Source organism: Xenococcus sp. PCC 7305, from assembly GCF_000332055.1.
Taxonomy (GTDB): Bacteria; Cyanobacteriota; Cyanobacteriia; order Cyanobacteriales; family Xenococcaceae; genus Xenococcus.
Genome location: NZ_ALVZ01000125.1, coordinates 1 through 24,190, shown reverse-complemented (window position 1 = coordinate 24,190; position 24,190 = coordinate 1). Strand labels below are relative to the sequence as shown.

Here is a 24,190-nt window from a genome sequence, read left to right as displayed (position 1 = left end):
GTAATTTTTAATTTTCAATTTTGGCGTTGCTGAATCCAGATATGAATTCGTTTCGCGCAAAGGCGCAAAGACGCAAAGAAAGAAGCAAAGAAGATTAGTCCAAAATTCTTTCATGTTTTAAATCAGCAACGCCTCAATTTTCAATTGCCCACCCCAATCTTGTTGGTTGTTGGTAAATCTTTTTAAGAGTATTAATATCTCTGAGTGAAATGGCAGGAGGATCGGATACTTGGGAAAAATATAAAGCATCAGTTTCACGATCGCTATGTCCCCAAATTCCTAAAGCATGACCTAATTCATGTCTGGCCGTGGCTAAAGTCGCATGTTTCCCCAGATCAGGACTAATTTGAACCTTCATCTGATGCGAAAGTATCGGAGGAGTATCGGAACTCAAATAAAAATCATAAGTTGTTTGAGCGGTGATGGTGCGGGGAATTTTATACAACCCTGTTTCCGCATCAAGTTCAATTTCTCTGTCTACTTGCGATCGCGTTATCAAAATATCAGCTAATTCAGAATTCTCGGTTTCTACTAAGGGAAGATAGTTATTCCATTCCGTGATCGCCTCTCGAACGGCTGCGACCCATTGCTGAAAGCGTAGATTGCCAGCAGAATCACTGAAAGATTTTGGTTGTTCTAAATAGATTTTGAGGGGAAATTTAGACCAAACGAGATAACCAACAGCAGTGGCTTTGACTTGAGAGAAATAATCCCCAGCATCGTTCTGAAGTTCAGCTTTTGCCAAAGATTGCGGTAGGGGATGAGGTTGTAGATTAGGAAGCTTGGAAGATGGGGAAGTGGGGGAAGTGGGGAAACTGGGGAATTGGGGAAGGAGAAATACTAATGAGAAACAAGCGATCGCAATCACTAGTAACTTTACCAACCGCGATCTCTTGCTATTCATAACATGACTTTAATGATCACTTATTCCTCATCCCTTATCCTTCATCCCTCATCCTTTAGGGCATTCCTCATCCCTTATCCTTCATCCCTCATCCCTTACCTAAGCCACCCTGCACTTAATGCGATCGTCGATGCCATGAAAACAATAGTTAAGGCCCAAGTGATGCGATTAAGAGTATTCTCCGCACTTTTAGCACTGGTAAATAGTTGAGCTTGTCCACCGATGCCTCCCAAGCCATCTCCTTTCGGACTGTGGAGCAAAACTACAATTATTAATAAAAGTGCTGATGATGACCAAATAATCTGAAATAGTTGATAAAGATTCATTAGATAAGTTTAGTTATTGGCTATGTAAAGTTCCACGGTCTATTATTCTATATTGGATTGCACAACCATAACAACTCCTCAATAGCATTGTTAAAAACAAACTTCCTGTCTAGAATATGGTTTTGAATAATGTCTAAAAGTAAACTCAATGCGATCGCGACTTACTTATTATTAATTGGAATCGCAATTTTAATGCTATTTCCTTTACTTTGGTTAATCGGGACAGCATTTAAATCACCCACAGAAAACATATTTAGTTTTCCCCCACAGCTTTTGCCTACTCAGCCCACTTTTGAAAACTTCAAAACCGTTTGGGCGACCTATCCTTTCGGACAGTATCTTGCCAATAGTGCGATCGTCGCCGTCCTCTCTGTTAGTTTAAATCTGCTTTTCTGCGCTTTAGCCGCTTATCCTTTAGCAAGACTGAACTTTCGTGGTAGAGAAGTGATTTTTGCCCTGATTGTAGCGACTATTATTATTCCCTTTCAAATTGTCATGATTCCGCTGTATATTATGGCGGTAAATCTTGGTTTACGGAATAGTTATTTGGGTATTATCCTCCCTAATATTGCCACAGCTTTCGGCATATTTTTATTACGTCAGGCTTTTAAAGGAGTGCCCAAAGAATTGGAAGAAGCTGCCAGAATTGATGGTTGTTCCGAATTAGGTATTTGGTGGCATATTATGATACCCGCAATTCGTCCTGCTTTAGTAACCCTAGCTATCTTTGTCTTTATTGGTTCCTGGAGCGATTTCCTCTGGCCTCTAATTGTTTTAGATCGTCCTGAATATTACACTTTGCCTTTAGGTGTCGCCAACCTTGCCGGAACTTTTTCTTTGGATTGGCGCTTAGTTGCGGCCGGTTCGGTCATATCTATTGCCCCAGTGCTGTTTTTGTTTATGTTTTTGCAAAAATACATTATCGATACTGATATCAGCAGTGGCGTAAAGGGCTAAAAATTTAAAATTACAAAAAAAACTGCCAAGATTGCTCTTGGCTTAAATAGTTAACCGCCAAGCCGTTTTACCCTAGTTTACGACCTGGAAAAACCAGGATGGGTTTAAGCGATATTTGCATCCATTTCCGAGTCTAGGCACGGTCTACTTCAACAATAACCAGGCTCAAACCCTTATAAATCAAGCATAGATCATAAACTATGGAGGCAGTCACCAACATGGTAGTTAAGCTCCTTCTATCTTAATCATTTTTATCTTTTTTGCAAATAATCCCCTTGGGAACGATTTAAGGATCAAGAGTGGAGTAATAGTATACTCATGTAACAAGAAAAATAAAAAAAATAGACAGAACAGTTAGTATGATTTACCTGGACTCAGCAATCATTGAAGAAGCTCAAGTCGCTGTCAATCTTGGATGGATAAAAGGAATTACAACTAATCCAACTTTACTTAAAAAAAGCGTCTTAAATCCCGCATCAACCTTGACTCAACTATCAGCAATCAGCCCAGGCGAATTATACTATCAACTTTGTGCTAATGATTTTGATGCCATGGTAGCAGAAGCCAGACAAGCCGCAGAAATTATCGGTAATAAAATAGTTTTAAAAATACCTGCTACGGATTTGGGCTTTCGGGTGACTGCTCATTTATCTTCAGAAATTGCCTGTTCGGTTACCGCAATCTATAGTCCTGCTCAAGCGATTATTGCTAAAGAAGCGGGCGCAAAATACGCGATCGCCTATGTCAATCGAGCAACGAGGTTATTAGGAGATGGTTTAGCCTTAGTGAGAGAAATGGCTAATGTTCTTCGCGCAAGTAATACAGAAATTCTAGCAGCGAGTATCAAATCACCCCAGGAAGCAGCTGCGACGGTGCAAGCTGGGGCACATCATCTTACTCTGTCTCTGGCAATTTTGCAGCAAATGACAACCCATGAATTGTCTTCGCAAACTGTAGACGAATTTCGAGAAAACGGTATTGGTATTGAATATTAAAAAACACACAAAAAAAGGGCCGTAGTTAAACAGCCCCCAAATATAAGCAATTAAGCTAATAAGCTAAAATATAATATTTTGATTTAACGAATATACTCTTTAAGAATGCTATTACGGTTAGGATGACGCAGCTTTCTTAGGGCTTTAGCTTCGATTTGACGAATTCTTTCACGAGTCACATTAAAGATTTGACCAATTTCTTCTAGGGTTTTCATTCGTCCATCATCCAAGCCATAGCGAAGACGTAACACATCTCTTTCTCTGGGGCTAAGAGTATCTAAGACATTCTCTAAATCTTCCCGCAATAAACTTTTAGATACTTGATCCTCAGGTGTTTCGCCATCAGCTTCAATAAAGTCGCCTAAACGAGAATCTTCTTCTTTTCCAATAGGAGTTTCTAGAGATATGGGCAACTGAGCCGATTTAGCAATGAAACGCAATTTCTCAATTGTCATTTCCATGCGCTCTGCGATCTCTTCTTCGGTGGGCTTGCGACCCATTTCTTGGGATAAAATTTTAGTAGTTTTCTTAATACGAGAAATAGTTTCATAAAGGTGAACAGGAAGACGAATTGTCCGAGACTGATCTGCGATCGCTCTGGTAATGGCCTGTCTGATCCACCAAGTAGCATAAGTAGAAAATTTATAACCTTTTTCGTGGTCAAACTTCTCAGCGGCGCGAATTAAGCCCAAAGAACCTTCTTGAATCAAATCTTGGAAGGACAAACCACGATTCATGTATTTTTTAGCGATAGATACCACCAAACGCAGGTTTGATTGCACCATTTTATCTTTAGCTCGTCGCCCCAAAAATAAACGACGTCGGAAAGGGCGTAGTTCCATGTCTACTTCTTTGCCCCATTCTGCGTCGCTAATTTCCCTATCTAGCTCATCTTCAATTCTTTCTCTAATTCTTTCTAATTCGAGGAGATCCGCAATTTTCCGAGCCAGTTCAATTTCTTCTTCTGCACGCAGCAAACGAATGCGCCCAATTTCTTGGAGGTAAATACGAATAGAATCTTCCGTATAAGGTTTTTTGCGACCTCTCTCCGCCGTGCGACGAGGCGTAGAAGCTAATTTGCTCGCCAATTTAGCTATTTTTTCGCTAGAATCCTTCTTAGAACTTTCTAAATCACCTTTAAGATTTTGGGGTTCTTCTCCAACCAGTAATTCCCAATCACTTGCTGGTTTTATGATAGTTGCTACTACATCATTAGCTTCGGTCATGCTGTTTTCCTCTTGCTCCTTAAAAATTAAAAAAAATCACAATTAAAGACAATAGACTTTAATATTCTATTGTTTACTCGAATTTAGACCCATACCTTTGTAACTAGTCAAGAACCCTATTCATCGCCTAGTGGTTACTATGGCAATTTGATAGTCAGTGTTATTAACTAGATTTTGATAATTTCCCCGATTTTAGCTTTGATTACTGGGAATTTGGTAAAGATTTCTAGGGGATTATGGGACTTAATTATAAAATTGTTAACGAAATCTTCATCTTGCAGTTTTTGTGCCCCTATCGCATTGTAAGCAATATAACCAAAAATGACATCAAGTATTTTTTTTTACAATTTGCCATAGACAAAACTACGATATCAAATAAGCAATGAACAAGATGAAAAAGATCACTACAATTACAGGCATAATAGTATTATTAACCACATTGGTTACCGGCTGCAAATCTAGCGAAAGCGTTGCCCAACAGGAGACAGCAGTCAATACTGGCAATTTTGTTTTGGTTGCCAATGGAGAAGATTTTGTTCGTCAAGGATTTGTGGCTAAAGATGGTTGGCAAATTGAGTTTGATCGCCTTGAAGTTTCGGTTTCAGAGGTTATTGCTTATGAGTTGAATGCTGATGACAAATCTGATTTGGAAAATAATCTTAAATCTGCCCCACAAGTCTTAATCTTAAATCAATCTACAACTATATGATTTAGCCGCAGAGATGCCAATGCTGAGCCGATTGTCGTGAGTCAACAACAAGCTCCAAGTGCTTTTGACAATGCCCTCTTTTGGACAATGGAACCCATGGAAAATGGGTTATTGCCAGGTCACACAATTGTTTTGCAAGGAAGGGCAGTCAAAAGACAAAGAAATGTAAACTTTCTTCTCGGATTTCGTCTTCTTGTTAGGTATTTTTGCGGAGAGTTTATTGAACATTGATCATTACCTATTGAACATTAATTATTAACCAGTTAACGGCGAGGAGAATCTGGAGAAATTTAGGAGAAACTTTGTTCTTGGAAATTGGCACTTTACAATTTTTTGTAGAGTCAGTGGCTGGACAAGAAAACATGAAACAGTTGGGTTTTTTAATATTTTTGCTTTTGAATGGTGCACTCTCGGAGCCAAGTTTAGCTCATGGTTCTCAGATTAAGTATAGTCAGAGACCCGCGATCGCAATTCAAGCTAGTTTTGATGATGGGACTCCGATGAAGAATGCTCAAGCCGTTGTCTATTCCCCTCAAGATCCCACCGTTCCCTGGTTAACGGGAGTGACCGATCAAGAGGGTCAGTTTACTTTTATCCCAGATTCAAGTTTGTCCGGCAGTTGGGACGTCAAAATACGCCAGTCTGGACATGGAGATATTATTAGTATTCCTATTGTTGAGGGGCAAATTGTTTCAAGTCTAGAGGAAAATCTCGATATTTCGGAAACTGAAATTGCAGAGGGGACTGTCTCAGGTTTAACAGAAAAGGCGGGTAGCTTGGAATACACAGCGGCCTCTTCTCATAAAGATTTTACGCCTTGGCAAAAGCTGATGATGACAATAACTAGTGTGTGGGGATTTATTGGCACCGCTTTCTTTTTTTCTCGTAGTCAACATTTAACAAAGAACGATTAACTCTTAATGATCAATGCATATTCCTGATGGTTTTATTCCTCCTAGTATTTGTATTACCGGTTATGCCTTAGCTGGAGGATTAACATGGTACTCTCTCAAAAAAATTCAACAAGACCCCAATCCCCAAGCGAATATTCCCAAGGCTTCTTTGTTAACTGCAGCTTTTTTTGTGGTTTCCTCGATTCATATTCCCCTGCCTCCTACTAGTATCCATTTGATTTTGAATGGCTTAATGGGTACTCTTTTGGGTTACTATGCTTTTTTGGCAATTCCCATTGGCTTATTTTTTCAGGCTGTGATTTTTAGCCATGGAGGCATGTCTACTTTAGGCGTTAATACGATTATTATGGGCGTTCCTGCGATCGTTGCTTACCATCTATTTCGTTGGCGAGAGCATGTTGCCCTTCCCGAGAAGATTAGAAACAAGGTCTTCGCTTTTCTAAGTGGCATGTTGGCGATTATGCTATCGGCAACTATTTTTTCTGTGATCGCAATTTTGACTATTACCCCAGACCTTGATGCAACTCTCGAACAAAGAGCAATTTTTATCTCTTTAATAAGTTACGGAATCCAAGGATTAATTGAAGGCAGTTTTACCTTTATGCTAATCTCTTTTCTGGAGCAGGTTAAGCCTGAGTTACTGAAAATATAGTTGTTTTAACATTATTTTCTAATTGTTACTAATTGTAAACTAATGAAGTTAGCCTTAGACCGTTATGCTTATCTACAGTCACCAATTCATCGTTGGGAGCAAAAATATAAAATTGTCGGCTTACTAGGGTTAATTTTTGCCTTTTCCTTTATTCGTAGCTTGGTACTATTACCTGTTATTGTTTTTATTACAATCATCATTTTTTCCCTATCAAGATTGCCTGTTTCTTATTTGATTTCTCGTTTACGCTATCCTGGTTACTTTATTTTGGCAGTGGTTTTTTTATTGCCTTTTGTGGCCGGGGATACAATAATCTGGCAATGGGGCTGGCTAAACTTAAGGTGGGAAGGCTGTCAGGAAACCTTGTTGATTGTAGTCAGGTTTTTTTGTATTATTACTGTTAGTTTGGTTTTATTTGGTACGGCAACTATTCTCAATAGCATCAAAGGACTACGGGGTCTAGGACTGCCTCAAGTGATCTTAGACATGACTCTTTTGACCTATCGCTATTTAGAAGAGTTAGGACAAATGCTGAAAACTATGCAGAGAGCAATGAAGTTGCGTGGGTTTAATCCCCATCTTTTTAATAGTCGTCAGCTAGAAATTTTGACCCGATTAATCGGTAGTTTAATTGTTAGAAGTTACGAAAGATCTACCAGAATTTATCAAGCAATGATCTTAAGGGGTTATGGTTATAAGGTACCAGGGAAAAATACGATTCATAAAAAACAAAATAATACCCAATCCAGGTACGATATCTGGTTGACAGCAATTGCTTTACTCGCAGCAATTACATTATTAGTTTTGGAAATTTTCTTGGCGGTTTAAATAATTAAAAAGAGAAAGTTAGCAGTAGTGATTCTCAATTAACTTTTGATTTCTAGTTATTATATAAGGAAGCAATTAATGAAAGAATTAACAAACAAGACAGGCTTATTCAAGTTACAAACTGTAGCAATTTCAATTGACAATTTATGCTTTAAATATAATCAAGAAAGTTCAACTCTCACAGATATCAATTTACAGATTTTAGCAGGAGAAAGAATCGGACTAATTGGCGCTAATGGAGCAGGAAAAACGACTTTGTTTTTGACAATTTGTGGGCTGTTGCAGTCTAGCTATGGCACAGTTAGGTTGTTTAACAAGTTGGTAAATTCAGGGGATTTTTATCCTGAGATTGGTTTGGTATTTCAAAATCCCGATGATCAGCTGTTTTGCCCGACAGTTAAAGATGATATTGCTTTCGGTCCCGAAAACATGGGCCTATCCCCGGTCGAAGTAGCAGAAAGGGTTGACATGGCACTTTCGCTAACAGGAGTGTCTCATTTAAAGGAGAGAATTCCTCATCAACTTTCTGGGGGAGAGAAATGTATGGTTGCGATCGCATCTGTATTGGCAATGCAACCGCAAATAATGCTTTATGATGAGCCTAGTGCTAATTTAGATCTTAAGGCCCGACGTCGTTTAATTAGATTTTTACAAGCTTCTCCTGAGACTATTATTTTATCGGCTCATGATTTGGAATTGGTCTTAGAAGTCTGCGATCGTGTTATTCTCCTCAATCAAGGGCGAGTCATGGCTGATGGTAATCCTCAAGATATTATGAGCGATCGGGTTCTGATGGAGAGTAATAATTTGGAAGTTCCCCATTCTTTGACTCATAAACATTGATTTTAGATATACAGATATGAGATGTAATCCTCAAACTATAAACTATTAGGTATTTCGCGATAGCAATCAGTGAGTTCAGACTGTAACCTATTTGGTAAGTTGCACAGATTCCGATTTTGTTTCAAAGAGCTAGTAGACGTGGGCGTAAATAAGCTATCTATCAACGAAGAGCAAAAAGCTGATGTATCAAGACTTATTACTCATTACTTATTACTTATTACTTCCGCGCAGCAGCACTAGTACGATAGAAGTTGATCACAAGATCAAAATAAGATGTACAGAATGACTTAATCAGACTATTAATTCGCAGCTTTATTGATGAAAAAGGATATTGCAGAAAGACTTAAGGTACTTTTGGCTGTTTTAACTTCGATCCCTCTGATTTTGGTTTATCAGCAAATAGATCAAACCACAGAAAATAAATTATTATTATTAATTCTAAACACTATTCCCAGTTTGATTGCAGTTTTAGTGGGAATTCCTGTTTTATATTTTCTTTTTAAGATAATTGGACTTGAAGAGTTATACAACAGGAGAAACAGTGTTAAACAACAATCGAAGCTAGAAAAGGAAATTTCTTTGGTTAGAAGTTATATTGAGGATAGAATGTCTGGTCTAGAATTAGTTAAAAATTTTGAAGAAGAATTTTATGACTGTGACTGGGAAGGGCTTATTAATTCTTCTAACTCTACTATAGATATTGTTGTCTATTATTTTGATTCTTGGATAAATAGAAACAGAAGATCATTAGTAGATTTTTTCCGAAAAAGTGACACTATTATTAATGTAGTTGTTTCAGATCCAGAAATTGCAGAAAATTTAAATGAAATAAGTAGATTGTATTCAGATAGTTCAAAAGATTTATTAAAGTCAAAAATCGATGGAACTTATGTCAAGTTAGTGAGTATAGCAAACGAAGCTGGTGCTGATATTTCTCGGATTAAATTTTATTACTATCCTCATTTTTTAAACTATTCTTTTCAAGTTTTCGATAAGTCGAAAATAGTTATTTCATTTTTTGAGATGTTTAGGAAAGACTATCTTGTATCTCCGACTTTAGTTTTGAATTTAGATAAGTCAGCAAAGTTGAAAAAGTTCTTTTTGAAAGAAATGAATGGTTTAATTGATAATTCTAGGCGACATAGTGGTTAATTATTCATAAATTAACCATTTCCGTAACAGCTTTATCTTCCTGGTTTTGTCCCCATTGAGCGATGATATTTTCTAAATTTCCTTCAAGGAATTTTTTAGCACAACCACGACGTTGAATTTTGCCACTAGAAGTTTTGGGAATGCTACCAGTCTTGAGAATTGCGATCGCGTATACTTCCACCTCATGGGCTTCGCCGACTGCTTGACTAATAGAGGTAACAATTTCTGCCAAGTCAAAAGAACGTAAATAACTTCTTTCCACCTCCTGAACAATTACTAATCTTTCTGCACCATCTTTATCGATCGCAAAGGCAGCACCAGCATTTTTTCTTAAGGCAGGATGGGATTTTTGGACAGTTTCTTCCACATGTTGGGGGTAACGATATCTGCCCCAAAAGATCATGACTTCTTTTAATCTACCTGTGATATACAATTCTCCATCTTGCAGAAAACCCAAGTCCCCAGTCCGCAGGTATTCAGGACTGGTGGTTCCTTTGAGCAAACCCTGAAAAGTATCTTTGGTTTCTTGTTTTTGTTCCCAATATCCTTGACCAATGCCAGAACCAAGAGCCCAAATCTCCCCCACTTCATCGGCTTTACAGGGAGTTAAGGTTTCAGGGTTTACAATTAAGACTTCTGTATCTAGCCATTGCCCACCACATCCCACGATCGCTTTACTCCCGGTCGTTTCCGGCGAAATTTCGACAACTTGATTCTTCTCTAGGGCCGGACCATCGACATATTTAATCTTCGGTTCTTCTTGTTGTAAGCCCCCAGTAATAAACAAGGTAGCTTCTGCCATGCCGTAGCAAGGATAAAAAGCAGATTTATTAAACCCACAATTGGCAAAAATATGGGAGAACCGCTCAATAGTTTCTGCTCGCACAGTTTCCGCCCCAGAAAATGCCACTTTCCAATTACTTAAGTCCAAGCCTGCTAACTTTTCTGGAGTCGCTTTTAAGCATAATAAATCATAGGCAAAATTGGGGCCGCCACTAGTCGTGGCTCGGTAATTAGTAATAGCTTTCAACCATTCAAAAGGTTGTTGAGACAAAGAGACCGGAGACATCACAATACTTGGTGTTCCTAAATACAAAGGCTGCAAAATATTACCAATTAATCCCATATCATGAAACATCGGCAACCAACCCACAACAATAGTTGATTCATCATGATTAAACCCTTGGCGGATTGTCTCCTCGTTATGCAAAATATTTTCATGAGTAACCATTACACCCTTAGGGGTTCCTGTAGAACCGGAAGTATATTGTAAAAAAGCGAGCGTATCGGGTTCGATTTTTACGCTTTGCCAGTCATTATCTAAGGCTAAATCTACTTGGTCTGTAGCCAGGCGAGGAAAAAATTTGAATTTGCCTGGGATCTTATTATTTTTAGCAACTTCCGTCTCAACAATATCTAAAAACTCTTGAGTAGTTAAGAGAACAGTCGCGCCTGATAATTTAACTCGCTCGGTCAATTCTGCGATCGCATTTCCCCGACGAGGAGTACTTTTGGTCACCGCAATCACCTGGGCGTAGAGACATCCCATAAAAGCCGCGATAAATTCTAAACCTTCATGGTAGGGATAGACTAGTAACGCCCGAGCCCCAGGTTTTACCAGAGACTGTAAGCGAGCTGCGATCGCTTTTGCCTGGCGGTCTAATTCTTGATAGGTAAGACTTCCCGCCTCTGTCGTACCATTGGAGAGAAAGGTATAGGCAAGATCATGAGGTTGTGCGATCGCTCTATATTGCAGCAGTTCGACTAAGTGAGAAAATTGAGACATGAAATTTTATTATTTATGATACAAATTCAGAATATGGAACTTATATTAACGAAAATACTTCAGAATAATTAAACGAAGGTGATTCCCCCAAGCGAAATAATGTCATCCATTATTCAGTAAAAAGCAGTTACTTCTTGTTTTCCTCATCCTTCATCGTTTATCCCTCATCCCTTAATAAAGTCTCTAATGTCAATTTATAAATTTAAAAAATTTTGTACTTATATTTTGAATATTAGTATTCTCACAAGCATCAGTGTATTTGGGGGTTTGCTTCCTCATATTTCCCCAGATCACCGCAAAATTTCTTTTGACCATTATGCCTATGCTCAAAGTTATACGCAACAAGACATACTCAATTATTCCCGAGCAGGATTCGAAATCGAATTGCTCAGACAGCAAACTTATCACGAGATAAAAACGACTATCAATCAAAGACCGCCAAACATATCCTGTAACCAACCCATCACCTTACAAAGTTTAGCTCCCAATGTTCGCGGTATTGCCGACAATTATTGCAACAATACCATGCGAATTATCCGGGACAATAATCTCAGTGTGGAACGTTTCAACCAGCTTAAACAATACTACGATCAAGGAGGTGATTTTCACCAACAAGTTCAAAAAATGCTGCTAATTGAAGTTCAAAAATAATCAAGTCGAATAGAAATTCACATTTACCAAAAAATACTAAATAATTAATGGTCAATGCTAAATGTTCAAGCTGCATTACTAAAGCGAATTTTTAAGTAATCATCTTCCATCTTGGCTCCTGAGGGTTTGAGGGCGGCCAGCGCTTGGGGCAAAACTAGATTGCGTCGATGATTGCCAATTCTGACATTCAATTCATCTCCAGTTTTATTAAGTTGAATTTGTTCTTTGGGGATTCCTGGTAAATATAATTCTAAACTGTACATCCCTTTTTCCTGAACCACCTTCAAAGTATTCTCCTTATAGTAAACCTGAGTGGGATCTTCATCTTGGTAAAGAATTTCTTTTAATCTATCCAAGGCCTCTAAACCACACATTTCCTCAGAAAAAAGTGGGGCTTCTTTCACGGGCAAGGGATGGAAATTATCGTAAATTTCCTGTTTATAAATTTGTTGATTTGACTTCCATCGGGCAAAGAAAGGATCGGTAACCGAATCGGGGATAATCCGATTCGCAATCACTAAATCAGTTGAAACATTATAGAGACTCAAATAAGCATGAGCCCGCAAGGATTCTTTGATCACCATCTTTTCTGGATTCATTACAAGTCTTACCGAAGTCCGAGTGTTATCGGTTAAAACTTTTTCCAAAGCCTCAATTTGTTCGTAAAATTCGTAGGGAGCATCCATCACCTCATTATCAGGTAAGGAAAAACCAGCAATCGGTTTAAAAATCGGTTCAACAATGGGACGCAAAGCCGCCGACATGCCTTGAAATGGTTTGTAAAAACGTCTCATATACCAACCACCAACTTCAGGAAGACTCAGTAATCGTAAAGCTGTGCCAGTAGGTGCCGAATCAATTATCAGAATGTCAAAATCGCCTTCATCATAATGACGTTTCATTCTCACTAAACCAAAGATCTCATCCATTCCTGGCAGGATTGCCAACTCTTCGGCTTGAACTCCATCTAACCCTCTAGCTTGCAGTACTTGGGTAATATAACGCTTAACTGCACCCCAATTCCCTTCTAATTCCATAAGTGCATCCAACTCGGCACCCCAAAGGTTTGGACGGACTTGTTTAGGTTCATGTCCTAATTCAACCTCAAAACTATCTGCCAGGGAGTGAGCTGGATCTGTACTAAGTACTAAGGTTTTATGGCCAAGTTCTGCACATCGCAGCCCTGTTGCAGCTGCAACGGAGGTCTTTCCGACTCCGCCTTTACCCGTCATAAGAATTACACGCATGGCAAGATTTTTATCCTAAAAACTGAGAGAAATTTACATTACTTTACTATTGTTAACCTTTTTTAGCCTCAAAGGAGTTTTTTTTGTGGGAATTTACCCAAAAAAGTCTTAGGAGTTTAGTATAACGCGATGGAAAAACGCTATTTTGTAAATAAATATTATTGAGTATTGACAAAACGCCGAGAATGCAGATGAAATTGTGTTAACTCTCCGTGAGAATGTAATTTAAGTGAGAATACTAGCTTCAAAATTAGAAGCGTCAAAAATCTCCGTATTTATCCCGATTAAAAGTTCAAGCAAATTGACTAAAAGAAGAGTATGCTTCTAAATTTACAGCTAAAAACTTGTTCTTTATTGAATACTTTAGTGCAATGCAAGCTAATTATCAGTCTGAATTGATTGATATTATCTATGGATAATTAACAACCATCCATTTTCCTGGTAACAGTCCTTTGGGGAAATCAAAATTATGGTTAATGAACAACATGAAATGATCATCACTCAAGAAAAATTTCTAATTTTTCGCCAACTGCGAGTGCGTGATTTTGAGGCCACAGAAAGATTTTTGCTGTATGGCAAATCCCCAAGCAATTGTTCCTCACTCCACAAAGATAGAACATTTAAAACAGTAGATTTATGCCACAAAATTCATCGTTAAACGAAGGCAAAACCTGATCATTTACAATAAATGAAACAGCCTGCTGCTAAAGCAGGGAACCCCTGCGCAAAGTAAAGATGAATTTATCAAGGAAAATTCTTATTGGTCTTAAAGCGGATGGTTTTCGTCATCCGCTGGATCTACAAGCAACTAATACGTTAAAACAACTTCCGGGATTAGATATTGCAATTCGTAGTGTTTTAGGATCAGTTGCTGAGCAATTTTTTTATCTTAATAATATTGCTTCTAGTATTTTGGTTAGTGAGAGACAGCTCCCTCATTTGCATCAGTTACTTCTAGAAGCTTGTCAGATTCTGGATCTCGAACCGCCTCAACTATATATCCAGCAAAATCCGACTCCCAATGCCTATACTTTCGCGATGAGGGGTAAGCAGCCTTTTATCATGATGCATACTTCTTTAATTGAAATGTTGACTCCTGAAGAGATTCAGGCAGTAATTGCCCATGAGTTAGGTCATCTCAAATGCGAACATGGGGTTTATCTAACAATGGCAAATATTATGACTTTAGCCACTAATTTACTCCCTTTTTGGGGCGCCGCGATCGCACAATCACTACAGGAGCAAATAATGCAATGGGTTCGTTGTGCTGAGTTTAGTTGCGATCGCGCGGCCTTACTGGCAACTCAAGATCCCAAGGTCATGATGTCGGTATTAATGAAATTGACAGGGGGTTCCCCTTCTTTAGCACCACAATTAAATTTAGAAGCCTTCATCGAGCAGGCCCGAGACTATGACTCAATTAGCAACCATAGTTTAGGGGAAACGCTGAAAATATTTCAAACTGGCCAACTAACCCATCCTGTCCCTGTAATTCGTGCCAGAGAAATTGAACGCTGGGCAAGTACTCCTCAATATCATAATTTGTTGACTTGCGATCGCTCTGCTGCGTCGAATTTTCAGCTCAGGCACAGGGGGTTCAAGATTTAAGTGCCTAGGTAAAATTAATTGCATATTTTGGGTGTTTAGGGTTTTAGGGAATTAGGAACTTGGGAAAAAGAATGTAGCTAATTTCAAATTTGCACCAATAATTTTGCACACCTACTTAATTCTCCTCCGACTGAATTGACTTTCCCCGATACTTAAGAATTTTTTCTCTCGGTAAATTTTCCTTGTTCCTTTAACTCCTTTTCTGAAATCTGAATAATATTTGTCATCAGCCTAAAGTTATATTAATTTGTTATTTATAGTCTTGATGATTCCCTAAGGCTTTTGAAAACTATAGGTACTTTCGGTAACTGAATATTTGCTTGATTTGATTGACAGAAAATTAATATTTCTCCACAATTTAAGTAATGTGACATTCAAAGAAGCAAAATATTCCTGTCCGCAATTGTTCTAATTCAAAATCTCTCTAAAAATTTAATATAATCGTTTAATAGTCAGAATACGTAAGTACTGAATACTGTCGAATTTGCGAAAAATACGTATTTTTACTGATGAAGACTAAGAATAAAATCTTTTTTTTTGTTGATTTAAGTATGTTTGGGGATGCATGATCAAGCTAGCCGTGAGTTAAGTTAGTGGAGAGCAAAATATAACATGATAAAAGTACTAAATATCTATGGTAATTTCTATAGATTCTAAGACTAAAGAATTAATTTTAATTGTTGGGAATGATGATGAAACTACAAATTTTCTGTTTCAATCTCTTACAAATTCGGGATACCAAGTCTTACTGACGCAGAATTTAGAAAGCATAACAGCAAAATCAGTATGCCCTGATCTTGTTTTGCTAGATATTCCAGAAGCACAGGAGTATGATGTTGAAGTTAGTGATTATTTAGAAAACAATTTGGGGATAGAGTCTGCAATCCCAACTATTTATCTAATTCCCTATTTTAGAACTCTACAACAAATGGAGAACTGGCAGTTAAATACTGCTGATTATCTTTTCAAGCCTATTAATCAACAAGCATTAATCACCAGAATTGAAGGTTGCTTGAGGCTAAAACGTCTTGAGCATAGTTTAGCTCGGCAAGAAGAAGAATCAAAAATTTTATTTAAGTTATCAGAGAATATTCTTCAGTCTCTTGATCTCGAAGTAACTTTGCAAAAAATAGTAGAAGATATCCAGAAAAACTTAAACTGCGATCGCGCAATTATTAGTAGCTATACCCGTAATTATCATAGCTTTACGGTACAGGCATTAGGAATAGAATCTCCTCCGATTATCCCTGGTATTTATGGTGATTTTTTATCCAAAAATTATGCTCAAGACTATGATCAATACAGTGTTAAATCTCAGCAATATCAACAAGGAAATATCCAGTTAACTGAAGACATTAATAATTGTGATTTAGAATCTTCAGAACAAGCATATTTAAAAGATTTAGGAATTAAGTCCCAGCTAGTTATTCCGATCTTTCTTCAAAAGACTAACTTAGAACTGGGCACAGCAAGAAATGACAGAGATCCTAACAGTTACACTTTTCAGGAAAATTTAGCATCTGACATGTCTTCTAATCTTTGGGGATGGCTGATTATTCACCAATGTAATAGTTCAAAAACATGGCAACAACCAGAAATTAATTTTCTTCAGCATTTAGTTAGTCAAATTGCGATCGCGATCAGACAAGGTTTGCAACAAGAACAACTACAACAACAAAATCAACATTTGCAAGAACTTGAACTTTATGATCCCCTAACTGAAGTTTACAATCGCCGTTATCTTGATCAACAATTATCTCTCGAATGGCGCAGGCTCAAGAGAAATCCTTCCCCAATATCAATGATTATCTGTGATGTCGATTATTTCGAAGCTTATAAAGATATTTATGGCAAACAAGCAGGGGAGAAATGTTTGCAACAGGTAGCCCAAGTTATTGCCCAGGCCATTCGAAGGCCAGCAGATTTTGTAAGTCTATATAGTACAGAAAAATTTGCGATCATCTTACCTCATACCCCAGTCCAAGGAGCACAAAAAATTGTTCAAGCGATTCAAGCAAAGGTCACTAACCTACAGTTGCCCCATGTTAAATCATCTGTTGGTTCTCTTGTGACATTAAGTTTTGGAATTGTCAGTACTATTCCTAACGCGAGCGAATCCCCAAGTTTAATGATGAAAGCTGCAGAGCAGGCATTGTACCTTGCCAAAAGTCGGGGTCGAAATTGTTATACCACTTATAACGAAGAAATCTCGCAATTAAAATTGCAGCCTCAGCAGGAATTAACTTGGAGTAAAAGATTGCACTCTGCCTTGGAAAAAAATCTGTTTCGTCTTTATGCTCAGTCTATTGAGCCTTTGGATAATCAAGATCAAAGACAACATTTTGAGATTTTATTAAGATTGCAAGAGCAAGATGATGTCATCATCTCGCCTAACGATTTTTTGCCGGTCGCTAATCGTTTCTCGATGATGCCGCAAATTGATAGTTGGGTTATCGACAATCTGTTCAGTCAACTTGCCAATTCTAAGGCTCAGAATTATCAAAAATTTGTCTTCACGATTAATCTTTCAGGTGCTTCGTTGAATGATGATATTTTTCTCGATTTTTTGCAAGCTAAAATCATTGAGTATCATCTTGACCCCAAGTTATTTTGTTTTGAAATTACCGAGTCGGTTGCGATCAATAATATTGCCAAAGTATCAAATTTTATTAAAATTTTAAAACAATTAGGATGTAGTTTTGCCCTTGATGATTTTGGGACAGGAATGTCTTCTTTGAGCTATCTAAAGGAGCTTCCCGTGGATTACTTAAAAATTGATGGCTCTTTTATTAGAGAAATAAATAATGACTCTATAACCAAATCGATGGTGATTGCAATCAATAATTTAGCTCAAATTATTGGCTTAAAAACCATAGCTGAGTTTGTTGAAGATCAGTCTATTTTAAGAACACTCAAAGATCTAAATGTAGATTACGCCCAGGGATTTTATCTTAGCAAACCCTGCTTATTAAATAATATTATTTCGTGATGGCAATGGACTTTTTGTTGAAGCTTGTAACTAAGGAACGGGGAATAAAGAAATAAGGAAAATCATAAAAATAGTTTTGCAAGAAGTCTAATCTGGCACTGAATGCTTTAATTTGTAGTGAAAATATGTCAAGATTAAGCATTGATTCTTATTTCTAGTGTCCATCCGTAGACTCGATGAACTTATCCCTGACTCAAACTCAACCTTTAGCCTCAGTATTCCGCAAAATTAACAAAAGCTCCTTTCCTCCAATTGTTGAAAGCTTTGAACGGGGAAAAACGATCTTTTTTCCTGGAGATCCAGCAGAGAGAGTCTTCTTTTTGGTTAAAGGCGCAGTGAAATTGTCTCGTGTCTATGAGGCGGGAGAGGAAATCACTGTGGCATTATTACGGGAAAACAGTGTTTTTGGGGTTTTGTCTCTAATCACAGGACAAAAGAGCGATCGCTTTTACCATGCCGTTGCTTTCACTCCTGTAGAATTATTGTCATCTCCTATTGAGCAAGTAGAAAGAGCATTAAAAGAAAATCCCGATTTATCGATGTTGATGTTGCGGGGCTTGTCATCTCGTATTTTACAAACAGAAATGATGATTGAAACCCTGGCTCATCGGGATATGGCTTCTCGTTTGGTCAGTTTTTTGTTGATTCTTTGTCGTGATTTTGGTATCCCTACCTCAGAAGGTATTCGTATCGATCTCAAACTTTCCCATCAGGCGATCGCAGAAGCCATTGGCTCTACTAGAGTGACCGTAACTCGTTTGCTCGGTGATCTCAGAGATCAAGAACTCATTTCGATCCATAAGAAAAAGATTACTGTCTACAATCCCGTTGCTTTGAGTGAGAAATTTGCGTAACCTTAACCGGAGTAGGTCAGACCGAAGATGACAGATAATTTATAATTTACAACTTTCATGACCACCAGTACTTTTCTTCTGATCTTGGCGATTTTATTGCTTGGGGGTTCCGTTGCTGCATTTGGTGATCGCTTAGGGACAAAAGTAGGAAAAGCCAGACTAAGATTGTTTAATCTGCGTCCTCGTCAAACTGCCATGGTCATTACCGTCCTAGCAGGGACTTTTATTTCCACGGCAACTTTTGGCATTTTGTTTCTATTTAGCGAACCTTTAAGAGAAGGATTATTGGAAATTGATCGAATTAAACGGGAGCTAAGACATGCCAAGACAGATCTCAAGGGCACATTAGAACAAAAGGCTGATATAGAGAACGAGTTAAATATTTTCAAACAACGACAATTATCAGCAGAACAAAAATTAGCGAAAACTGAAGCAGAATTTCGTCAGTCCAAAGACCAAGTAAAAGTTATTTCAGGCCAGGCAGAGCGTTTGCGGGGAGAACTAAATACTCTCTTGCAGGAAAGGCAAAATCAGATAGAGCAATTAAAAATTTTCAATCAACAGAGTAAGGAATTACAAGAGCAACTAGAACAACGAGAACAAAAGATTTTGGCTCAGGATCTTTCAATATCAGAAAAGGAAACGAGTATCCAAAATTTACGAGACCAACAACAAGTCTTACAATCTCAAATCACAACGCGAGATTTACAGATCGAGAAACTAGATCAAGAGATTGCCTTTCAGGATCGTAATTTGCAGGTGGGGAGAAACCAACTTCAAGAACTCGAATCCCAATTAGAATTTTTACAACGAGAAGTTGAAATTCTCGAACAATATTACCAAACCTATCAAGATTTAAGAGAAAGTCGAATTGCCCTATTCAAAGGTGAAGTTTTAGCAACTGCCACTGTTCGTGTGCTCAATCCTGACGCCGCAGTTCCTGCAATAGATAGATTATTAGGGGAAGCCAATCGTAATGCTATTAGAGCTATTCTTTTGGATAATCCAACGGAAGCAGACCAAAGAGTGGTAAAAATTTCCACCGCGGAAGTATCCCAATTAGCGCAGCAGTTACAAGATGGACAAGATTATGTCTTGAGAATTTTATCTGCAGGTAATTATGTTCAAGGCGAGCAAGAAGTGAGAGTCTTCGCCGATTTAACTCTTAATCAAAAAGTTTTTACTGCTGGAGAAGATATTGCGACTGTTTCGATCGAGTCTTCAGATGTTAATAATGTAGAGGTCCAAGAAAGGGTTGATTGGTTACTAGCAGCTTCAAGATTTCGAGCTCAAAGAGCAGGTATGATTGGAGATTTGCAGGTTGGAGATGGCCAAATTACTAACTTAATCCGATTTATTGAAGAGATTACGAGTTTAGAAAACTCTTTGGGAGAAATTAAAGCGCTTGTTGCCGAGTCAACTTACACTGCTGGTCCTCTTAAGTTAAACTTGGTTCTAATTCAAAATGGAGAAATTGTCGTCAATAGCAAAGCATTCTAAACTCAATCGGCCTAATAACATCCAAAAAACTGTTTGATATAATGAGACCACTGGAAGAATTCAAAGGCAAAATAGCATCAGGACAAGTTTTCGATGCTCTAACCGTAGCTATGAGTGAGGCGATCGAACTCAATATTACCACTTGGGTTGCCTCAGACGATCCCAATCAGGAAGAAGATACTTCTAAGCCTGGTTATCGAATGAGAACTAGAATCAATATAGTAGATGGTGAAATTGAAAACGAAATTGGCAGAGAATTTGCCACTAATCCTGCATATGTGGAATTGCAAAAATTACATTTAGAACAAGTGCAACAAGGAAGGGAGATTTTATTAAACAATCTTGCTAGCTTACAAACTATGTTGGCAACTTTTAGCAGTACTATGTCTGAAATGACAGACAACAAAATTATTGAGTCGCAAAAGACTTTGATTCAAGATCAACAAAATTAATTATTGAGTTCGATAGGAAGACAAGTTACATGGCATCCAGCATAGAATTCAAAAAAGCTCTGAGAGAAGGGAAATTAAGTGAAGCACTAGTGATTGCGATGGGAAATGCTCCTGAGTTGCATATTACTACTTGGATCTCTTCTCCAGAAGATAATTCGGCTCAACCTTCTAGAGGTAAATGTTTAAAAACCCATGTCAATTTGGTGGAAGGTAAAATTGCCAATGCCATTGGCGAAAATTTGATGGGGGATAGTCTTTATGGTGCAATCCAAAAGTTTCATAGTCAACAAGTCAATCAAGGTCATCAAGCTATTAGTGAGAATTTGCGTAGTCTTCAGCAAATGTTTCGTTTGATGCGGCTTTGGCAACAACAACAAAATGGAGAAGAATTTCAGCAGGTCCCGTCATTAGACCCCTTACCCAAAATTCCGCCTTCTCCCATTGCCATTGAACCTTCTCCTGTAATTGCACCCACTGTTAACCAAGCAAGTAATGAGCTAGATATTGATCCTACTAGAGGTTTTTCTTCAGAAATTTCCCAATCAGAAGCTGAAGCTGATGATCTTACTGATGCTTTGATGTCTTTGGTAGATTTGGGGATAGACGAAGAGGAAAATATTCAACCTTCTGACGAGGACAATGAAGATTGGGGAGAATGGTTAGACGATGATGATTCTACAGTGGAAGAAGAAATTCTCAATTTAGAATCCATTGATGTCGATGATGCCCAGGATTGGGGAAAAGAAACAGTATTTATCCCAAGTAAGCCCAATAATCCTCAGGACAAATAAAGCTCAAAAGGTTTTAGGTATTGGGTGTTAGGGGTTAGGTTTTGACGAAAACTACAGGTTTCAAACTAGACGCGGTTTATGTCCCCAAATCCCTAAACTTCCCCACCTCCCTAAACTTCCCCACCTCCCCAATCGACTTGACTGAAAGTTCCGCTATGAAGTGCAACTTAGCATTACGCCCATGTCCATAAATTCTCATAAACTTTTATCTGTCTCAAAGCTTAATAGATGGCTTGCTTCTATGGATGCTCTTTTAGAAGATATTCCTGCTTTGGAGATCAGTACTACTATTGTGAGAGAAATTATTCCCGAAGTTTTTATTCCCGAGGAAGTTTATCGAGCTATTTATCAAATTTCTCCTAGTTATCTACAGTCAATGGCAATAGATGCTGGTTTCTGCGATCACTATTTTGATTTACGTCGTCGTTTAGAGTTGCAATATGCTTTGCTTGTAGTGAATACGGAGAGTAAATTGTATAATCCTCGATTAAAATCAGCGGTTCAGCTGGATCTACCAACTCTAGCTAGGTCTACAACAAATTGGTCAGATATTCCCACCAGATTGCCTTCCCCTGACAGCTCTAGCGATCGCGATCGCCAAATTCTAAATAAATTATTACAGGAAACCCCATTCGTCATTACTTTACGACAATTGGGCAAACAGAAAAGTTTTCTAGATAGTAGAGCTTTAACGACTCAACAAATAGCAACAGCAGATACTCCTGAGAATCAAATCCCCAATGATATTACCTATGCCAAAACCTCTATTAAAATAGACGGAAAAATCAATAATTGCTATGCCCAAGAAATTCTTAAACTAGATGCTCAAGCACAACAAACTATTATCGAATTGCATAATAAAGGAATATTAGCAGGAGAAAAACAATGGCATCAATTCTTAGGATTTATTCTTAAAACATTTAACATTTAACCTTCTGCCTTCTGCCCTCTCTCTTGGTGAGCGTTCCCTTGCGCCTGACGGCGGCGCGGGGTCTCACCGCTGCCTTCTGCCTTCTTTTTAAATCTTAGGCTCTTGTATCGTTTGTCTAAGTTCTCGGCGAGTTTGATTATCGAGAAACTCTTCTTGTAAAATTACCCATTCTTGCCATTTTTGATAGTAAGTTTGGTTAAATATATTGGTAAGCTCAGGCATTTTTTTGTCGAGAAAACCTCGATTCTTAGCAGAAAAGCTCCAAGTTTGGACAACTTCTGCCAAAACTTCTCTCAAGACAGAACAATCTTGGATTTCACCTAGAACCTCTTGAATTTGCTCTATTTGCTTGACATAGTAATTATAAGTATCACCATAGAAAGGAGAAAATAGTTCCAGATTGTAACGAGTTTTTTTGGCCAATTTACGCAGATCGTGAAGCATGGGCTCTTTTTCTGCTAATAGCTGCTTGAGGGCATCTTGATCTAGTGAATCAGCAAGATAAGCTGCTCCTTGCTTTAATTCTACGCCTACTAGCCAACCAGGATGAAGCAACAGTTGACTAACCTGGGGCGCAAGTAAATCTGGTAAAACAGAAGCAAGAGCGAGATCTCCAACTGTGAAAAATTTGGACTGCTCTAGCCAATTTTGCAATCCTTGGATGAGATTGAGATAGTTTTTTCCCTTGAGGGTTTTCCGAACCTTTTTTAATTCTTTTTTACGTTGTTTGTGAAGCGATTTGATAATTTTATCTAAGCTTTTCTGCTCTGCCTTTGGCAATAGCGGTCGATAATGTTCTGTTAAAGCTGCTAGTAAGACATCCAAATCCCGGAGTTTTCCCAGGGAACGACCTATTTTACCGATATTTCTCTCATTTACGGTCTGGGGCAAATCTAACGCGATCGCAAATCCAGCGATCGCACTTCGTAGGCGGCGTATACCCACCCGCATTTGATGTAAATCTTCAGGATCTTTGTCTTTGAGTACCCCAGTTTCATACTTGAGCATTTTGCGACAATGTTTCGCGATCGCAATTCTCGCCCATTCTTTTAAGGTCACTGTATGATCTTGGACACTCATATCTCCCCCTATTGGCCTGTTATCTTTTTCCTATCTTCGTGGGATAATATCTCTCTTCTCTTTTATCCTTTGTAACTGCTTAATCAGAAAATTTTATTTATAACTTATTTATAACTTATTTATAACTCGTTCATGAGTCTTCGGGTCTAAAGTCAGTATTATCTAAAAGTTCTTTTTTTGATTTTCTTAACTCTTTATAAGACTTTCTAATTGCCTCATATGCTTCGTGAGGTGTAAGTTTGCCGTTGGACTCCAAACTGCAAATATAAGATACAGTCTGGGCGAATTGTTGTAAATTGGAATTAAAAACTAGGTTTTGCGGTGTAAATTCACCGTAATACTTGCTAGTGGGATACAAAAAGTTTTCTTTGGTACTCTCTGATTCTTCTGTCATTGATTGCAGTCCCCCCTAAAAAAAATACTGTAGTTCTTAAATGCTTTTATAGATTTTTTCGCAATTCTTCAAACAGATGCAAACTGCCGTTCTCAGCATAACGCATTCAGCTTGCTTTACTCTTGTTTTCACTATTGCCAAACTGGCAATTTATTCCCTAGTTAGTGACAAGTTAATTTGCACTTAATAAAAGATTTTTGGCGTTGCTTAATCCAGATATGAATTCGCTTCGCGCAAAGGCGCAAAGACGCAAAGAAAGAAGCAAAAAAGATTAGTCCAAAATTCTTTCATGTTTTAAAACGAAGGCAGAAGAATGAAGGCAGAAGGCAGAAGGTAACTGGCATAGTGGGAGAATTAGACTCACCACTATGCCCTGTTCCACTTAAAGAAGTGGAGGAATT

The 24,190-nt window shown here is 38.1% G+C and carries 24 protein-coding genes and 1 other RNA gene; 17 read left to right on the top strand and 8 right to left on the bottom strand.

Annotated features, from left to right (window positions below):
- Positions 1-133 precede the first annotated feature (133 nt).
- Positions 134-904, bottom strand: coding sequence for a hypothetical protein (locus XEN7305_RS06615; RefSeq protein WP_006508593.1), 771 nt, complete (start codon positions 902-904; stop codon positions 134-136).
- Between the two features lie 95 nt (positions 905-999).
- Positions 1,000-1,230 carry a preprotein translocase subunit SecG gene (gene secG, locus XEN7305_RS06610; protein WP_006508592.1) on the bottom strand — a complete coding sequence of 77 codons (231 nt, stop codon included), beginning with the start codon at positions 1,228-1,230 and terminating at the stop codon, positions 1,000-1,002.
- Between the two features lie 129 nt (positions 1,231-1,359).
- On the opposite strand from secG, the gene XEN7305_RS06605 reads away from it, so the two are divergent.
- Positions 1,360-2,187 carry a carbohydrate ABC transporter permease gene (locus XEN7305_RS06605; protein ID WP_006508591.1) on the top strand — a complete coding sequence of 276 codons (828 nt, stop codon included), beginning with the start codon at positions 1,360-1,362 and terminating at the stop codon, positions 2,185-2,187.
- Between the two features lie 47 nt (positions 2,188-2,234).
- On the opposite strand, the gene ssrS is transcribed toward XEN7305_RS06605, so the two are convergent.
- Positions 2,235-2,418: non-coding RNA, 6S RNA (ssrS, locus tag XEN7305_RS27440), on the bottom strand.
- Positions 2,419-2,546: 128 nt separating this feature from the next.
- On the opposite strand from ssrS, the gene XEN7305_RS06600 reads away from it, so the two are divergent.
- Complete coding sequence (locus XEN7305_RS06600) at positions 2,547-3,182, top strand: transaldolase family protein (RefSeq protein ID WP_006508590.1); 636 nt, start codon at positions 2,547-2,549, stop codon at positions 3,180-3,182.
- Positions 3,183-3,265: 83 nt separating this feature from the next.
- On the opposite strand, the gene rpoD is transcribed toward XEN7305_RS06600, so the two are convergent.
- Complete coding sequence (gene rpoD / locus XEN7305_RS06595; protein WP_006508589.1) at positions 3,266-4,408, bottom strand: RNA polymerase sigma factor RpoD; 1,143 nt, start codon at positions 4,406-4,408, stop codon at positions 3,266-3,268.
- Between the two features lie 391 nt (positions 4,409-4,799).
- On the opposite strand from rpoD, the gene XEN7305_RS26475 reads away from it, so the two are divergent.
- The 6 genes from XEN7305_RS26475 (at position 4,800) to XEN7305_RS06565 (ending at position 9,506) form a co-directional block, all read left to right on the top strand.
- Entirely contained in the window at positions 4,800-5,117 is a 318-nt protein-coding gene (locus tag XEN7305_RS26475; protein WP_052035147.1) for a hypothetical protein, read from the top strand.
- 308 nt (positions 5,118-5,425) lie between these two features.
- On the top strand, positions 5,426-6,031 hold the full coding sequence (locus XEN7305_RS06585; protein ID WP_052035145.1) for a hypothetical protein: 606 nt from the start codon (positions 5,426-5,428) through the stop codon (positions 6,029-6,031).
- Positions 6,032-6,044: 13 nt separating this feature from the next.
- Positions 6,045-6,683: a cobalt transporter CbiM gene (cbiM, locus tag XEN7305_RS06580; RefSeq protein WP_006508586.1), complete on the top strand. Its 639-nt coding sequence runs from the start codon at positions 6,045-6,047 to the stop codon at positions 6,681-6,683.
- Positions 6,684-6,725: 42 nt separating this feature from the next.
- Complete coding sequence (gene cbiQ / locus XEN7305_RS06575; RefSeq protein WP_006508585.1) at positions 6,726-7,511, top strand: cobalt ECF transporter T component CbiQ; 786 nt, start codon at positions 6,726-6,728, stop codon at positions 7,509-7,511.
- Between the two features lie 78 nt (positions 7,512-7,589).
- A complete protein-coding gene (locus XEN7305_RS06570) occupies positions 7,590-8,354 on the top strand; it encodes an energy-coupling factor ABC transporter ATP-binding protein (RefSeq protein WP_006508584.1) in 765 nt (254 codons plus the stop codon).
- A 318-nt stretch (positions 8,355-8,672) separates the two neighbouring features.
- On the top strand, positions 8,673-9,506 hold the full coding sequence (locus tag XEN7305_RS06565; RefSeq protein WP_006508583.1) for a hypothetical protein: 834 nt from the start codon (positions 8,673-8,675) through the stop codon (positions 9,504-9,506).
- A gap of 4 nt (positions 9,507-9,510) precedes the next feature.
- Here XEN7305_RS06565 and XEN7305_RS06560 read toward each other — a convergent pair whose 3' ends face one another.
- A complete protein-coding gene (locus XEN7305_RS06560) occupies positions 9,511-11,292 on the bottom strand; it encodes a fatty acyl-AMP ligase (protein ID WP_006508582.1) in 1,782 nt (593 codons plus the stop codon).
- 225 nt (positions 11,293-11,517) lie between these two features.
- Between XEN7305_RS06560 and XEN7305_RS06555 the strand changes: the two genes are divergently transcribed.
- A complete protein-coding gene (locus XEN7305_RS06555) occupies positions 11,518-11,943 on the top strand; it encodes a DUF4168 domain-containing protein (RefSeq protein ID WP_238568947.1) in 426 nt (141 codons plus the stop codon).
- A gap of 65 nt (positions 11,944-12,008) precedes the next feature.
- On the opposite strand, the gene XEN7305_RS06550 is transcribed toward XEN7305_RS06555, so the two are convergent.
- Positions 12,009-13,190: a TRC40/GET3/ArsA family transport-energizing ATPase gene (locus XEN7305_RS06550; protein ID WP_006508580.1), complete on the bottom strand. Its 1,182-nt coding sequence runs from the start codon at positions 13,188-13,190 to the stop codon at positions 12,009-12,011.
- A gap of 469 nt (positions 13,191-13,659) precedes the next feature.
- Here XEN7305_RS06550 and XEN7305_RS06545 point away from each other — a divergent pair, with 469 nt between their 5' ends.
- From XEN7305_RS06545 to XEN7305_RS06510, 8 genes are all read left to right on the top strand, one after another.
- Positions 13,660-13,848, top strand: a complete 189-nt coding sequence (locus XEN7305_RS06545; protein ID WP_040896955.1) for a hypothetical protein — start codon at positions 13,660-13,662, stop codon at positions 13,846-13,848.
- A gap of 77 nt (positions 13,849-13,925) precedes the next feature.
- Positions 13,926-14,798, top strand: a complete 873-nt coding sequence (locus XEN7305_RS06540) for a M48 family metallopeptidase (protein ID WP_006508579.1) — start codon at positions 13,926-13,928, stop codon at positions 14,796-14,798.
- Positions 14,799-15,432: 634 nt separating this feature from the next.
- Positions 15,433-17,787 (top strand): EAL domain-containing protein, encoded by a 2,355-nt coding sequence (locus XEN7305_RS26465; RefSeq protein ID WP_006508578.1) that lies wholly within the window; start codon positions 15,433-15,435, stop codon positions 17,785-17,787.
- Between the two features lie 176 nt (positions 17,788-17,963).
- On the top strand, positions 17,964-18,641 hold the full coding sequence (gene ntcA / locus XEN7305_RS06530) for a global nitrogen regulator NtcA (RefSeq protein ID WP_006508577.1): 678 nt from the start codon (positions 17,964-17,966) through the stop codon (positions 18,639-18,641).
- A 57-nt stretch (positions 18,642-18,698) separates the two neighbouring features.
- Entirely contained in the window at positions 18,699-20,141 is a 1,443-nt protein-coding gene (locus XEN7305_RS06525; RefSeq protein WP_006508576.1) for a DUF3084 domain-containing protein, read from the top strand.
- A 41-nt stretch (positions 20,142-20,182) separates the two neighbouring features.
- On the top strand, positions 20,183-20,593 hold the full coding sequence (locus XEN7305_RS06520; RefSeq protein ID WP_006508575.1) for a hypothetical protein: 411 nt from the start codon (positions 20,183-20,185) through the stop codon (positions 20,591-20,593).
- Positions 20,594-20,622: 29 nt separating this feature from the next.
- Positions 20,623-21,384 (top strand): hypothetical protein, encoded by a 762-nt coding sequence (locus tag XEN7305_RS26460; RefSeq protein ID WP_006508574.1) that lies wholly within the window; start codon positions 20,623-20,625, stop codon positions 21,382-21,384.
- Positions 21,385-21,565: 181 nt separating this feature from the next.
- Entirely contained in the window at positions 21,566-22,315 is a 750-nt protein-coding gene (locus XEN7305_RS06510; RefSeq protein ID WP_144053208.1) for a hypothetical protein, read from the top strand.
- 87 nt (positions 22,316-22,402) lie between these two features.
- On the opposite strand, the gene XEN7305_RS06505 is transcribed toward XEN7305_RS06510, so the two are convergent.
- On the bottom strand, positions 22,403-23,395 hold the full coding sequence (locus XEN7305_RS06505) for a CHAD domain-containing protein (RefSeq protein ID WP_006508572.1): 993 nt from the start codon (positions 23,393-23,395) through the stop codon (positions 22,403-22,405).
- A 130-nt stretch (positions 23,396-23,525) separates the two neighbouring features.
- Positions 23,526-23,789: a hypothetical protein gene (locus XEN7305_RS06500; RefSeq protein ID WP_006508571.1), complete on the bottom strand. Its 264-nt coding sequence runs from the start codon at positions 23,787-23,789 to the stop codon at positions 23,526-23,528.
- Between the last annotated feature and the right edge of the window lie 401 nt (positions 23,790-24,190).

Coding starts and splice junctions, on each gene's coding strand:
- XEN7305_RS06520 (WP_006508575.1), top strand. CDS start 20,183: ATGAGACCACTGGAAGAATTCAAAGGCAAAATAGCATCAGGACAAGTT.
- XEN7305_RS06545 (WP_040896955.1), top strand. CDS start 13,660: ATGGTTAATGAACAACATGAAATGATCATCACTCAAGAAAAATTTCTA.
- XEN7305_RS06500 (WP_006508571.1), bottom strand. CDS start 23,789: ATGACAGAAGAATCAGAGAGTACCAAAGAAAACTTTTTGTATCCCACT.
- XEN7305_RS26465 (WP_006508578.1), top strand. CDS start 15,433: ATGGTAATTTCTATAGATTCTAAGACTAAAGAATTAATTTTAATTGTT.
- rpoD (WP_006508589.1), bottom strand. CDS start 4,408: ATGACCGAAGCTAATGATGTAGTAGCAACTATCATAAAACCAGCAAGT.
- XEN7305_RS06540 (WP_006508579.1), top strand. CDS start 13,926: ATGAATTTATCAAGGAAAATTCTTATTGGTCTTAAAGCGGATGGTTTT.
- XEN7305_RS06570 (WP_006508584.1), top strand. CDS start 7,590: ATGAAAGAATTAACAAACAAGACAGGCTTATTCAAGTTACAAACTGTA.
- cbiQ (WP_006508585.1), top strand. CDS start 6,726: ATGAAGTTAGCCTTAGACCGTTATGCTTATCTACAGTCACCAATTCAT.
- XEN7305_RS06605 (WP_006508591.1), top strand. CDS start 1,360: ATGTCTAAAAGTAAACTCAATGCGATCGCGACTTACTTATTATTAATT.
- XEN7305_RS26475 (WP_052035147.1), top strand. CDS start 4,800: ATGAAAAAGATCACTACAATTACAGGCATAATAGTATTATTAACCACA.
- ntcA (WP_006508577.1), top strand. CDS start 17,964: ATGAACTTATCCCTGACTCAAACTCAACCTTTAGCCTCAGTATTCCGC.
- secG (WP_006508592.1), bottom strand. CDS start 1,230: ATGAATCTTTATCAACTATTTCAGATTATTTGGTCATCATCAGCACTT.
- XEN7305_RS26460 (WP_006508574.1), top strand. CDS start 20,623: ATGGCATCCAGCATAGAATTCAAAAAAGCTCTGAGAGAAGGGAAATTA.
- XEN7305_RS06560 (WP_006508582.1), bottom strand. CDS start 11,292: ATGTCTCAATTTTCTCACTTAGTCGAACTGCTGCAATATAGAGCGATC.
- XEN7305_RS06550 (WP_006508580.1), bottom strand. CDS start 13,190: ATGCGTGTAATTCTTATGACGGGTAAAGGCGGAGTCGGAAAGACCTCC.
- XEN7305_RS06525 (WP_006508576.1), top strand. CDS start 18,699: ATGACCACCAGTACTTTTCTTCTGATCTTGGCGATTTTATTGCTTGGG.
- cbiM (WP_006508586.1), top strand. CDS start 6,045: ATGCATATTCCTGATGGTTTTATTCCTCCTAGTATTTGTATTACCGGT.
- XEN7305_RS06565 (WP_006508583.1), top strand. CDS start 8,673: ATGAAAAAGGATATTGCAGAAAGACTTAAGGTACTTTTGGCTGTTTTA.
- XEN7305_RS06505 (WP_006508572.1), bottom strand. CDS start 23,395: ATGAGTGTCCAAGATCATACAGTGACCTTAAAAGAATGGGCGAGAATT.
- XEN7305_RS06600 (WP_006508590.1), top strand. CDS start 2,547: ATGATTTACCTGGACTCAGCAATCATTGAAGAAGCTCAAGTCGCTGTC.
- XEN7305_RS06510 (WP_144053208.1), top strand. CDS start 21,566: ATGTCCATAAATTCTCATAAACTTTTATCTGTCTCAAAGCTTAATAGA.
- XEN7305_RS06615 (WP_006508593.1), bottom strand. CDS start 904: ATGAATAGCAAGAGATCGCGGTTGGTAAAGTTACTAGTGATTGCGATC.